Annotated in this window: 12 protein-coding genes; 8 read left to right on the forward strand and 4 right to left on the reverse strand. The window is 42.5% G+C overall.

What is annotated here, in order from left to right; translation table 11 throughout:
- The first annotated feature begins 3 nt into the window (after window positions 1–3).
- A complete protein-coding gene (locus AQ505_RS24955; protein WP_062550662.1) occupies window positions 4–765 on the forward strand; it encodes an enoyl-CoA hydratase/isomerase family protein in 762 nt (253 codons plus the stop codon).
- A 3-nt stretch (window positions 766–768) separates the two neighbouring features.
- Window positions 769–1,644 (forward strand): SDR family oxidoreductase, encoded by an 876-nt coding sequence (locus tag AQ505_RS24960; protein WP_062550663.1) that lies wholly within the window; start codon window positions 769–771, stop codon window positions 1,642–1,644.
- Between the two features lie 62 nt (window positions 1,645–1,706).
- On the opposite strand, the gene AQ505_RS24965 is transcribed toward AQ505_RS24960, so the two are convergent.
- A complete protein-coding gene (locus tag AQ505_RS24965; RefSeq protein ID WP_231634986.1) occupies window positions 1,707–2,756 on the reverse strand; it encodes a 3-oxoacyl-ACP synthase III family protein in 1,050 nt (349 codons plus the stop codon).
- Between the two features lie 77 nt (window positions 2,757–2,833).
- Here AQ505_RS24965 and AQ505_RS24970 point away from each other — a divergent pair, with 77 nt between their 5' ends.
- Window positions 2,834–3,115: an ATP-dependent Clp protease adaptor ClpS gene (locus AQ505_RS24970; protein ID WP_062550664.1), complete on the forward strand. Its 282-nt coding sequence runs from the start codon at window positions 2,834–2,836 to the stop codon at window positions 3,113–3,115.
- A gap of 62 nt (window positions 3,116–3,177) precedes the next feature.
- Here the strand turns inward: AQ505_RS24970 and AQ505_RS24975 are convergent, their stop codons facing one another.
- Window positions 3,178–3,777, reverse strand: coding sequence for a thioredoxin family protein (locus AQ505_RS24975; protein WP_062550665.1), 600 nt, complete (start codon window positions 3,775–3,777; stop codon window positions 3,178–3,180).
- A 99-nt stretch (window positions 3,778–3,876) separates the two neighbouring features.
- Here AQ505_RS24975 and AQ505_RS24980 point away from each other — a divergent pair, with 99 nt between their 5' ends.
- From AQ505_RS24980 to AQ505_RS24990, 3 genes are read left to right on the forward strand one after another with little or no spacing between them, the layout of a single operon-like run.
- On the forward strand, window positions 3,877–6,369 hold the full coding sequence (locus AQ505_RS24980; RefSeq protein WP_062550666.1) for an outer membrane beta-barrel family protein: 2,493 nt from the start codon (window positions 3,877–3,879) through the stop codon (window positions 6,367–6,369).
- A 14-nt stretch (window positions 6,370–6,383) separates the two neighbouring features.
- A complete protein-coding gene (locus tag AQ505_RS24985; RefSeq protein WP_062550667.1) occupies window positions 6,384–6,938 on the forward strand; it encodes an NUDIX domain-containing protein in 555 nt (184 codons plus the stop codon).
- Window positions 6,939–6,955: 17 nt separating this feature from the next.
- Window positions 6,956–7,690, forward strand: coding sequence for a lysophospholipid acyltransferase family protein (locus tag AQ505_RS24990; protein ID WP_062550668.1), 735 nt, complete (start codon window positions 6,956–6,958; stop codon window positions 7,688–7,690).
- 25 nt (window positions 7,691–7,715) lie between these two features.
- Here the strand turns inward: AQ505_RS24990 and AQ505_RS24995 are convergent, their stop codons facing one another.
- Together AQ505_RS24995 and AQ505_RS25000 are read right to left on the reverse strand one after the other, a co-directional pair.
- Window positions 7,716–8,474, reverse strand: a complete 759-nt coding sequence (locus tag AQ505_RS24995) for a LytR/AlgR family response regulator transcription factor (protein ID WP_062550669.1) — start codon at window positions 8,472–8,474, stop codon at window positions 7,716–7,718.
- Complete coding sequence (locus AQ505_RS25000; protein WP_062550670.1) at window positions 8,471–9,499, reverse strand: sensor histidine kinase; 1,029 nt, start codon at window positions 9,497–9,499, stop codon at window positions 8,471–8,473. Before AQ505_RS25000 ends, AQ505_RS24995 begins: the two co-directional genes overlap by 4 nt.
- A gap of 255 nt (window positions 9,500–9,754) precedes the next feature.
- Here AQ505_RS25000 and AQ505_RS25005 point away from each other — a divergent pair, with 255 nt between their 5' ends.
- Together AQ505_RS25005 and AQ505_RS25010 are read left to right on the forward strand one after the other, a co-directional pair.
- Entirely contained in the window at window positions 9,755–9,928 is a 174-nt protein-coding gene (locus AQ505_RS25005) for a hypothetical protein (RefSeq protein WP_157262555.1), read from the forward strand.
- Window positions 9,929–10,150: 222 nt separating this feature from the next.
- Window positions 10,151–11,722, forward strand: coding sequence for a M28 family metallopeptidase (locus AQ505_RS25010; protein WP_062551213.1), 1,572 nt, complete (start codon window positions 10,151–10,153; stop codon window positions 11,720–11,722).
- The last annotated feature ends 141 nt before the right edge of the window (window positions 11,723–11,863 follow it).

The following is an 11,863-nucleotide window of genomic DNA, read 5'->3' on the forward strand; positions in this document are numbered from 1 at the left end:
CCTATGAATACGATAAAAGTCACTATAAAAGATCATTTAGCACTGATTACCCTAGACCGTGGAAGGTCCAACGCTTTAAACCGAGAAATGATCACGGAATTGAATGACCTGCTGAACAGCATCTCTTCAGACCCTAATATTGCAGGAGTGATCATCACTGGAAAAGAGAATTTCTTCTCTGCAGGCCTGGATTTAATTGAGTTATACAGTTATTCAGAGGAAGAAGCAGAATCTTTCTGGCACCTTTTTCTTGACTTTACGGCCAATATTACGGCTTTCCGTAAGCCACTGGTTGCGGCAATCAATGGCCACAGTCCGGCTGGCGGCTGCGTGATTGCCCTGGCCTGCGATTATAGAATCATGTCGGAAGGAAAGGCGATTATCGGTCTCAATGAAGTACCTGTGGGCATCATTGTACCCGGAAGCATTTTTAGCCTGTATTCGTTCTGGATTGGAACTGCCCATGCCACCAGAAGTCTGCTGGAAGGGAAACTTTTCAGTCCAGAGGAGGCACTTAAAATTGGTCTGGTAGATGAATTGATCAATCCGGAAAGCATCCTGACCGCAGCGGAACGCAAGATCAGAAAATATATGGCCATGGAAAGAAATACCTGGGAGCAAAGTAAGCTGAACATCAGAAAAGACCTGATTGCTGCCACTCGTGCCAACCAAACAGAAGCACTGGCCATTATGCTGAAACAATGGTGGGCACCAACCACCAGAAATATTTTGAAAACCATCATTGATAACCTGCAAAAAAAATAGCTCATGTACAATCAACCTATGTTAAGAGATGACGCTTTAAAAGGAAAAACGATCGTCATCACTGGTGGCGGAACCGGCCTTGGCAAAGCCATGGGCACCTATTTCCTGAAACTTGGTGCCAATCTGGTCATCACCAGCAGAAAAGCTGATGTGCTGGAAAAGACCGCTGCAGAAATGGAAAAAGAAACCGGTGGTAAAGTATTGGCCGTTGCCTGCGATGTTCGTGAATATGAACAGGTAGAAAATGTGCTTGCAGAAACACTGAAAACCTTTGGCCGTGCAGACGTCTTGCTGAATAATGCCGCAGGGAACTTTATATCCCCTACTGAACGTCTATCTGCCAATGCCTTTTCTACGGTAATTGACATTGTCCTGAAAGGTTCTGTAAACTGTACACTGGCCTTTGGCAAACACTGGATCAAAGAAAAACAGAGCGCTACCGTATTGAATATTGTCACTACCTATGCCTTTACCGGCTCTGCCTATGTGGTTCCTTCTGCCTGTGCAAAAGGTGGTGTACTGGCCATGACACGATCTTTGGCAGTAGAATGGGGTAAATACGGTATTCGTACCAATGCCATTGCACCAGGGCCTTTCCCGACTAAGGGAGCCTGGGAACGCTTGCTGCCGGGAGACCTTGCGGAGAAGTTCGACTTTAAAAACAGGGTTCCATTGAAACGTGTTGGAGAACATCAGGAACTGGCCAATCTGGCAGCCTTTCTAATCAGTGATTTCGCCGGGTATATTAATGGGGAAGTCATCAGTATTGATGGCGGAGAATGGCTGCAGGGTGCCGGTCAGTTTAACGGGCTCGAAGCCATCCAGGACGACATGTGGGATATGTTTGCACAAATGACGAAATCGGCCAAAGGAAGTTAAGCCTTTCCATAAAATAGACCAGCCAGCAATTGAAAGCAACAACTTTCCATTGCTGGCAAAAATTACCATCTGATTAAAGCACTGGCCCAGGTAAAACCTGATCCAAAGGCGGCCAGGCATACCAGGTCGCCTTCTTTAATTTTCCCCGCTTCCCATGCTTCACACAAAGCGATCGGCACAGAAGCCGCGGTGGTATTCCCATATTTTTGAATATTATTGAAAACTTTATCATCGCTCAGCCCTAGTAACTGCTGTACATACTGACTGATTCTTAAATTTGCCTGATGCGGAATTAGCATATCCAGATCCGCAGGTGTCAGGTTATTCGCTTCCAGCGCTTCCTTGATCACTTCCGGAAACTTCACTACCGCCTTTTTAAATACAGCAGGGCCATCCATGTGGGCCAATGCAGCACCGCTCTCCAGCTGTTCTGTGGTCATAAATAAACCACCTAATTCCTGGTCCGGGTACCCTGGCTTGTCCTTCAGCCATTTATTAGCACTTGCACCGGGATAATACATGGCCAGAATTTCTGCATCTGCACCATCACTATGTAAATGTGTACTCATAATCCCTTGTCCATCTTTTGTAGCAGGCTGCAAAACTACTGCTCCTGCACCATCACCAAAGATCACAGACACATTCCTGCTGCGGGTTTCGAAATCCATGGCAAAAGAATGTTTCTCACTGCCCACCACCAGGATATTCTTATACATTCCGGTTTTAATGAACTGATCGGCAATGGAAAGGGCGTACACAAATCCTGAACATTGGTTTCTCACATCCAATGCTCCAATCTCTTTCATCTTCATTTCCCGCTGCAGCAAAACGCCGCATCCAGGAAAATAATAATCCGGACTTAAGGTGGCAAAGATGACAAAGTCAATGTCTTGTGCTGTTGTTCCTGCACGTTCGATGGCAATTTTCGCGGCCTCCACACCCATTGTAGTGGTCGTTTCTTCCAGGCGATCTGCAAATCTGCGCTCTTTTATTCCTGTACGCTCCTGTATCCAGGCATCATTTGTATCCATGAAACGGGACAAATCATCATTGGTATAAACATTCTTAGGCACGTAATAACCTATTCCGGCGATTTTTGAACGATGCATCATATTTGGATTTAATACAAATTTTAGGCAAAATAAACTTTAACTACAACATTATTTTGAAATTAGCTTATTTTTGTAAGATGTCAACAGAAACAAAAGAAGAAACCTTTACATTAGAAGAGATCTTAACCTCATTAAAAACCGTCCATCGGCTGATCCTTTGGAATGATGATGTAAACACATTCGACCATGTCATTTACTGTATGATGAAATACCTGGATTACTCAGAAAGCCAGGCAGAGAAAATTGCTATGGAAGTCCATAACAAAGGAAAATGTGCGGTATTGGAGGGTTCCTTCACAGAAATGGAAGTTTACCGTAAAATCTTACAGCAGGAAGGTTTAACCGTTACTGTCGACTAAAACCTCCCTTATTGTTTCTTGATTCGGTAGAAGACTTATTTCAAAGGCCTTTTAGTACCGATTTAATCTAACTGTTGAATCACTTCGCGAAGCTCCTCTTGTGTGCTTTGCGTTTTATCTTTGGCGTACCAGCCATGGAGCTGTTCGGCGATCAGCATCATATCCGTACTGGCATTCTTCCATTCCTTTAATAAAGCTTGCAGCACTTTCGGCCTAGGTCCCCATTTACAAACTACCTGTCCGGCCTCATCCAAAATCAGTAATACGGGAATCGCTCTGCCACCATTTGTCAGGTGTGCATCTATCAAGGATAAATGCTGATCTCTCAACACAAATTTTAAATTAATTTTTTCCGGGAAAGCGCTCGCAATTTTGTTAAAAATAGGAACAATCTGTGCCGCATCACCACACCATCCTTCAGAAATGACCAGGAAACGATATTGTTTTTTAAGGTTTTTTAAGGCTTCCAACAAGTCTTCATTTAGCGCCACGGTTTTATCTACCCGACTCATTCTCTGCACATTCATCTTGGTATAATGCAGCATGGCTTCCGAATCATCTTCGCCTGTGGTCTTTTTTTCCAGCAGCAGCTGATCTATCAATTCGCGATAGGCCGCATAGCTGATCCCATCCTTATCAAAAATATTACTGTAATTTACCATATTTAAGCTGTAATAAAATAGTTACGACTCCCTTTTTAAACTTCGGCCCCCTTTCTTTGTCCATCCTAAACTACACCAAAACTAAGAGAGAAAGTTCCGATGAAGAATCCGTTGCACAAAGTACTATTTTTAACCCTTGCCATTTGTATTACAACTGTAAAACTTAATGCTCAGACTACCGGCGACGGTAAGATTACCGCAAAAGTAGTAGATGCAAAAACCAATGAAACCATTCCATTTGCCACGGCCGTTATCCTCAACCGGAAAACAAAAGCGCTGGTAAAAGGTGTCCAAACTGATATCAACGGAAATTTATCCATGGTAGGCTTGCCAAAAGGAGTTTTTACCTTTAAACTGAGTTATGTGGGCTACCAGACCATGGTCCGTGATTCCATCTCCATCAATGGTACAGTCAATAACATCAACCTGGGCACCATCAAAATGAGCACTGCCAAAGGAACAGCCTTGAATGAGGTGACGATTACCGCACCAAAAAGCACTATACAATTGGGGGTGGATAAGAAAATATTCTCCGTGGACCAAAGTTTAGTGAGTGAGGGTGGCTCGGCCTCCGATCTTTTACAAAATGTACCTTCTGTTACCACAGACATTGATGGAAATGTAAGCTTAAGAGGTTCTACAGGGGTTAAAGTACTCATCGACGGAAAACCTTCGCTGATTGCTGGCGGAAATGTGGCGCAAATCCTGCAGTCTATTCCGGCAAGTTCTATTGAAAGTGTCGAGCTGATCACCAACCCATCTGCGAAATACGATGCAGAAGGCCAATCAGGGATCATCAACATCGTGTTGAAGAAAAACAAGAAACTAGGGCTTAATGGAAACCTGGCTTTAACTGCTGGAAACCGCGACAATTACAATGCAAGTACCAGTTTAAGCTTCCAGAATAGCAAAGTAAATCTTTATGGAAATTACAGCTACCGTTATGGCAATAGAAACGGTGGTGGTTATAACAACATCAGCTACCTGAATTCTGCCTCACCTATTGCCTTTGCCAATCAGAATACCATTTCGGAATCTTTAGATAAAGGACACAATGCGAAAGCAGGTCTGGATTATTACCTGACGGATAAAGACGTGCTGAGCTTTGCTGCAGGTTTTAACCTGAGAGACAACGATAGAACCGAGTTCCTGGACATCAACAAATTAAACGCGCTCAATCAGCCTGTGGAACTGAGCAACAGAGTAAATTCCAATCTGGGATCTGGCGGTAGTTATGACCTAAACCTGGATTACAGCCATAAGTTCAAAAAACCAAGAGAAGAAATCACCTTTAACCTAAGTTTTTCTGAGGGAACCAATGACAATCTGCAGCTCTACAATACGGATATTTACAACATTAATGGTGTTCCGGTTAGTCAGCGTCCGGAATTGATCCGTAACGATGGAAGCGGCCTCAACAGAAATTATAACGCACAAACAGATTATACACTGCCAATAGGAAAAACAGGAAAACTGGAAGCTGGTTACCGTAGCCAGATTCGCATTGCGGAAAACAGTACTTTTTCTGAAATCTACCACAACAATGTAGAAGGATACCGACCAAATCTGGATTTAACCAATGATTTTAACAGTAAAGATCAGGTACATGCCATTTATGCCAATTATCAAAACAGCGTTAAAAACTTTGGGTACCAGGTAGGATTGAGAGCCGAAGATGCCACATTAGACACTAAATTAGGCGTATACAACACTGCAGGGCAGCTGAGTTACATCCCTGGAAAAGTAGCTTACACCAGGTTATATCCAAGTATCTTTTTAACACAGAAACTAGAAAAAGAGCAGCAGGTACAACTGAGCTACAGCAGAAGGGTAAACAGACCGAGAGGCTGGGATACCAACCCTTTCCTGGATGTTTCAGATCCATTAAATTACCGTCAGGGGAATCCTAACCTTAAGCCAGAGGATGTACATGCCTTTGAATTGAGCTACAGTAAATTCTGGCCAAAGGTAACTTTCATTTCTACCGCTTATATGCGTCAAACAAATGATGTGATCCAAAGGATCAGAACAGAACCTGATGATAATGGAATTACCATTACGACTCCTGAAAACTTAACCAAAGAAATCTCTAGCGGACTGGAATTAATCGGTAGATTTGACGTGGTAAAAGCCTGGAATTTCACGGCCAATGCCAATTTATACCAGAGTAAAATCAACGGTGTTCCTGCATTTGGAATCATAGAAAACTCAGGTTTTACCTGGAATGCCAACCTGACGAACAACTTCGTATTGCCTTACGGCATTACCTTGCAGGTAAAAGGAGATTATCGTGCACGTCAGGTGATGGCACAGGGAACCAGAAATGCCATGTATGGCCTGGATGCCGGTGCTAAGTACGACTTCAAAAACAAGAAATCATCTTTAAGTCTGAATGTAAGAGATATTTTCAACACCCGTGCCTGGAGCATGACCACCAGTACGAACAATTCTATTACCGATTTCAGACGTTACATGCAGGGAACGATGGGTAACATCACTTACTCTTACCGCTTCGGAAAAACAGATTTCAAGTCTAAAAAAGGCAAAAGACCTGACCAGTCGGAAATGCGTTCCGATGAAGAGTCATTTTAAGTATATTTGCGTCCATGGAAGAAAACAATCCCTGGACCACTCTGGAAAGCCGTAAGGTCTATGAAAATAACTGGATCGGATTAACAGAACACCAGGTGCTCAATCCATCAGGAGGCAAAGGAATATATGGCGAAGTACATTTTAAAAACTACGCCATAGGCATCCTTCCTTTAGATGATCAATTGAACACCTGGCTTGTTGGACAATATCGCTTTCCCATGAAAGCTTATAGCTGGGAAATTCCTGAAGGCGGAGGCCCATTAGATGCTGATCCTCTGGACAGCGCAAAGCGCGAACTCGCGGAAGAAACCGGTATTATCGCTGCCCATTGGGAAGAAATCCAGCGCATGCATTTATCCAATTCTGTGAGCGATGAACTGGCCATTATTTACATCGCCCGCGACCTCAAGTTTGGCGAATCTGAACCCGAAGAGACAGAACAGCTGCAAATCAGGAAACTCCCTTTCGAAGCCGCTTATCAAATGGTCTTAAATGGTGAAATTACCGATAGCATGAGCGTTGCCGCCATTCTTAAAACCAAAATACTTTTACAGGAAACACCTATTTAACGATACCACCTCCCTTTATGAATAAGTTCTTAGGATATATTTTCAGCCCGATATTTTATATATTATTCCTACTGAGTCTGATTATTTTTCAACCAGTTCAATGGATTTGTTTCCATCTTTTTGGCTATAAAGCACACAAAGCTTCGGTAGATGCGCTGAATTTCTGTCTCACCTATTGCGACCTGTTTATGGGTGCTTCCATTAATTTCATCAATACCCAGGATCTGCCAACAGACCGCCCGATTATCTTCATTGCCAATCACCAAAGTATGTATGACATCCCGGGACTGATCTGGTTTTTAAGGAAACATCATGTCAAATTTATTTCTAAGATTGAACTGACCAAAGGCATTCCTTCCATCTCTTTCAACCTGAAACATGGTGGTGGTGCCAATATCAACCGTAAAGACAGTAAGCAAGCGGTTGGAGAAATCATCAAACTAGGAGAACGCATGAAAGCAAATAACTGGTCGGCAATGATCTTTCCAGAAGGTACCCGTTCTAAAGACGGACTACTAAAACCCTTTCATGTAGGCGGTATTGCCACTTTACTTAAAAAGGTACCAAATGCACTGATTGTGCCTATTGCTATAGAAAATTCATGGAAGCTGGTACAATATGGAAGTTATCCATTAAGTTTTGGGGAAAAGATCCGATGGACTGTATTGAACCCGATAGAGCCTGCAGGAAAAGGTCCTGAAGCCGTAACTCAGGAAGCAGAAAAGGCCATTCGCCATAAATTGGGTCAATAGCCTTTCCTTCAAATATTCGGTAATTCTAAATGTTCTTATTGTCGATACGCTTGAAAAACTCATCGCGATAAGTATCTCCTATTGGAATTACCTTACCGAAAATGGTGATTCTACTGCGTTCAATACTTTCAATTTTATCCAGGGAAATGATGTAAGATTTATGCACCCTAATAAACTGACTGCTCGGTAGGGTTTCTTCCATCTTCTTCATATTCTGCAGGGTAATCACCCTTTCTGCCTTGGTATAAATAGAGATATAATCTTTTAAGCCTTCGATATAAAGAATGTCATCCAGTTGAATCTTCTGGATTTTATGCTCTGTTTTCACAAAGATAAAATCCTGTACCGGATGTGCAGTTGGTGCTGGTGCTGCTACTGGAGCAGCAACTACCGGAGCTGGAGGAGGGCTCTGCTCCACCGCTTTCTGCTGTTGATTGTGTACTTTTTCTACCGCTTTATAGAACCTGTCGAACGCAATCGGTTTCAATAGGTAATCGGAAACATTTAAATCATAACTTTCTAAGGCATATTGAGAGTAAGCGGTAGTCAGGATATAATTAGATTTACCATTCGCAATTTTCAGAAATTGAATTCCGGTAAGCTCAGGCATTTGAATGTCCAGAAATACCAGATCAATTCCCCCTGCCTGTACCAATTGTAAGGCTTCAATGGCATTTTCTGTTCTTTTGACCAATTCTAAGAATGGTACTTTAGACACGTAATCTTCTATAATATCCAGCGCCAATGGTTCATCATCGACCGCTATACATCTTAACTTTGTCATAAATCTAGCATTAATTCACTCGTGTAATGGGTAGCCGAATTTACAATATTTAATTTATATCTGTCAGGATATAACAATTGTAACCTACGTTCTACATTGTTCAGGCCTACGCCCCCTACCTCATCCTTATTGTGTTGGTTTTTCTTATTCGTGATACTGAAATGGAGGATCTTTTGATTGGCGATGATGTTGATTTTAATCGGATCTTTAGGATCATTGGCCACCCCATGCTTGAATGCATTCTCCACAAAAGAGATTAAAATAAGGGGAACAATCTGCTGGTCATCAATTTCTCCATTCAATTGAAACTGTACTGCAGCACCATCTCGGAACCTCAGTTTCTGCAGTTCTATATAACTGTGCAGGTATTCAATTTCTTTGCTGAGGGATACCCAGCTGTCATTACTTTCATAAATCATATACCTCATGATCTCTGAAAGTTTCATAATGGCATCTGCCGTTTTATCGGACTTCTGATAAGCCAGGGAATAAATATTATTCAGGGAATTGAATAAAAAATGAGGATTCAGCTGAGACTTCAAAAACTGAAGTTCCATTTCTTTCTTCTCAGACTCCAGGTCCCGTTGAATGCGTTCATTCCCAAACCAGTCGATCCCGAACTTAAGCAGAGAACTGACTACGATAAAAAATCCGGAAGTAAAAACAGCCGCTAATGCATATTTGCCCAGCGTTACAAATTCCCTTCTACCACCGTCACTCACCAGCAATACGATGTCCGCATTTAAGCTTGCCAATACCGTTTTAATTGCACTCATCACCACAATCAGCAATAAGATTGCGCCCATGTAAAGGCCATACTTCTTCTGCTCCTTCACCAGTAAAGGAATCAGTAAAGTATAGTTGATGTAAAAGATGGAAATATTGATCAGCCCGGAATATCCAAAATTAACAGCGATCGTATATACAGTTTGAGGTTCCTTAGAAAAGAGCACACTCAATACCAGCAGAAATATAATGAACGACCAAAAAATCAGATGTACAATAAGAGGGCCTTTGTTTTTCATTCAGAAATTTTAGTTACTTAATACGTCTAAAGTATATTTTTTTCGGTGTTTTAGGTAATTCCTTTCGACGAACGGGCATTATTTTTCTACCAAATCGACAAATCAGGCAATCAATCACAAAACTTGCTTAAACAGGCGTTTATCTAGGATAATATGTGCTTGGTCTAAAAGATTTTAGCAGTATTTTTTATTTTATTCTATTTGTTTCATCAAAACGAAACAATTATGAAAACTGCATCTATAAATACAAACATCATGAAAAGATTAGCAAATGTATCTCCATTCTTATTGTTATTGGTACCTGTATTCATGATGATGGTGCTGACCATTGCTACTAGCATTAGCCATGCACAAGATGAAGAAATCGCCGCAAAAGCCAACACTTCCGTAAAAGGAATTGCACAGGTAAGCAGTATTTCTTTCAAATAAAAGAAATTCCAGATCTCCTGTCAGGATTGGCCATAAACCTCGCCATCTAAAAGGGAAAAATATAGTTTTTAGTTTAGTTAATGTCAGAAAATGGTGGTCTTGTACCGCCCTTTTCTTTTTACGGACCTCCCTGCCTGCTGTAATAATTTAGCTAAAAAAATACAAGCCATTGTCTTTTCCTGTAAATTCAGGTATTCAAACAGACCAAAAGAACCTTATTATATGAGAAAATTTACCCTTACCGCGCTGGCCATTAGCCTCAGCATCTCCTTGTTTGCACAGGAAAAGCTAGACTTGCCAGCGATCCAAAAGATTCGCCAGGAAGGACTGGAAAATTCAAAGGTGATGGACATTGCCTTCCAGATTACTGATGTGGCAGGACCGAGATTGTCTAATTCACCCGGACTCAAGCGTGCGCAAGACTGGGCCGTACAGCAATTTACTTCCTGGGGATTAAAAAACGTGCAGCTGGAAGCCTGGGGTCAATTTGGAAAAGGATGGCAGATCGATAAATACTATGCCGCCACTACTCTTCCTTATTACCATGCGATTATCGGCGCACCTAAGGCCTGGACTCCAGGAACGAAAGGGCCGACAAAATCTGAAGTTATCCTGCTTAAAGCAGATACGGTGACTGATCTCGCTCCCTACAAAGGAAAGCTAGCCGGAAAAATCGTACTCTTTGACCAGATCACCCTGCAGCCTTTAGCGCCTTCCTACCAACCGGATGTCGTTCGCCATTCAGATTCCACGTTGAGTAAAATGGCAGCAGCCGACCTGCAAGGTCAGGCGCAGCGTTCTCCGCGTGCGGGAGCTGCAAACAACATGATGGCCCAGATGATGAAAATGAGAGCCACACGCGCCGCAATGGCCAGTTTCCTGAAGGATGAACAAGTAGGCATGATCCTTACTTATGCCAGAGGCAGCTATGGTACCTTCTTTACCAGCAATGGTGCTTCCTATGCCTTGGATGCACCGGCAGTTTCACCAGAGCTGGAAATCTCTTCCGAGGATTACCTGCACATCCTGCGCTTACTGCGTGCCGGACAAAAAGTAGAGATCGAGGCCGACATCAAAACCTCCTTCTACGATCAGGACCCAAATGGTTATAACGTAATTGCGGAGATTCCGGGTACCGATAGAAAACTAAAAGATGAAGTCGTGATGATTGGCGGCCACTATGATTCCTGGCATTCCGCTACTGGTGCCACAGACAATGCCGCCGGTGCTGCCGTGATGATGGAAGCCATACGCATCCTGAAAGCCATCAATTTCAAACCTAAACGCACCATCAGAATCGCTTTATGGAGTTCAGAAGAACAAGGTCTCCATGGCTCCAGAGGTTATGTGGCCAAACATTTTGGAGATCCCAAAACCATGATCCTAACCAAAGACCAGAAAAAAATCAGTGCTTATTATAACCTGGATAACGGAACGGGCGCCATCAGGGGAATCTATGCACAGGGAAATACCGCTGTTGCTCCTATTTTCCAGGAATGGCTGAATCCTTTCCAGGACCTCGGTGCAAAAACAGTGACCCTCAACAATACCGGAGGTACAGATCACCTTGCTTTTGACGCCCTGGGTATCCCAGGATTCCAATTCATCCAGGATCCAATGGATTACAATACCCGTACACACCATAGCAATCAGGATACCTTTGACCGCCTTGCAGAAGAAGACTTAAAAAGAGCCGCTACCATTGTCGCCTCTTTTGTGTACCATACCGCACAGCGCGACACACAAATTCCAAGAAAAGAATTGCCTAAAGCACCTGAAGCAGCAAAAAATTAAAACCTCTATATCTTGTTAGAAACCTCCTTTATGGAGGTTTCTTTGTATTAGGCAAAAAATAACCGCACAAATATTATGAAAACTAAAATATTAGTTTTAAGTTTATACTAAGGTTTTAGTTGTTTGTTTACTGACGAGTAA

It is taken from the genome of Pedobacter sp. PACM 27299, assembly GCF_001412655.1.
Taxonomy (GTDB): Bacteria; Bacteroidota; Bacteroidia; order Sphingobacteriales; family Sphingobacteriaceae; genus Pedobacter.

Excerpts from the sequence above, each read along its gene's own strand:
- AQ505_RS24985 (WP_062550667.1), top strand. The coding sequence starts at position 6,384 with ATGGAAGAAAACAATCCCTGGACCACTCTGGAAAGCCGTAAGGTCTAT.
- AQ505_RS24995 (WP_062550669.1), bottom strand. The coding sequence starts at position 8,474 with ATGACAAAGTTAAGATGTATAGCGGTCGATGATGAACCATTGGCGCTG.
- AQ505_RS25010 (WP_062551213.1), top strand. The coding sequence starts at position 10,151 with ATGAGAAAATTTACCCTTACCGCGCTGGCCATTAGCCTCAGCATCTCC.
- AQ505_RS24955 (WP_062550662.1), top strand. The coding sequence starts at position 4 with ATGAATACGATAAAAGTCACTATAAAAGATCATTTAGCACTGATTACC.
- AQ505_RS24980 (WP_062550666.1), top strand. The coding sequence starts at position 3,877 with ATGAAGAATCCGTTGCACAAAGTACTATTTTTAACCCTTGCCATTTGT.
- AQ505_RS25000 (WP_062550670.1), bottom strand. The coding sequence starts at position 9,499 with ATGAAAAACAAAGGCCCTCTTATTGTACATCTGATTTTTTGGTCGTTC.
- AQ505_RS24975 (WP_062550665.1), bottom strand. The coding sequence starts at position 3,777 with ATGGTAAATTACAGTAATATTTTTGATAAGGATGGGATCAGCTATGCG.
- AQ505_RS24970 (WP_062550664.1), top strand. The coding sequence starts at position 2,834 with ATGTCAACAGAAACAAAAGAAGAAACCTTTACATTAGAAGAGATCTTA.
- AQ505_RS24960 (WP_062550663.1), top strand. The coding sequence starts at position 769 with ATGTACAATCAACCTATGTTAAGAGATGACGCTTTAAAAGGAAAAACG.
- AQ505_RS24965 (WP_231634986.1), bottom strand. The coding sequence starts at position 2,756 with ATGATGCATCGTTCAAAAATCGCCGGAATAGGTTATTACGTGCCTAAG.
- AQ505_RS24990 (WP_062550668.1), top strand. The coding sequence starts at position 6,956 with ATGAATAAGTTCTTAGGATATATTTTCAGCCCGATATTTTATATATTA.
- AQ505_RS25005 (WP_157262555.1), top strand. The coding sequence starts at position 9,755 with ATGAAAAGATTAGCAAATGTATCTCCATTCTTATTGTTATTGGTACCT.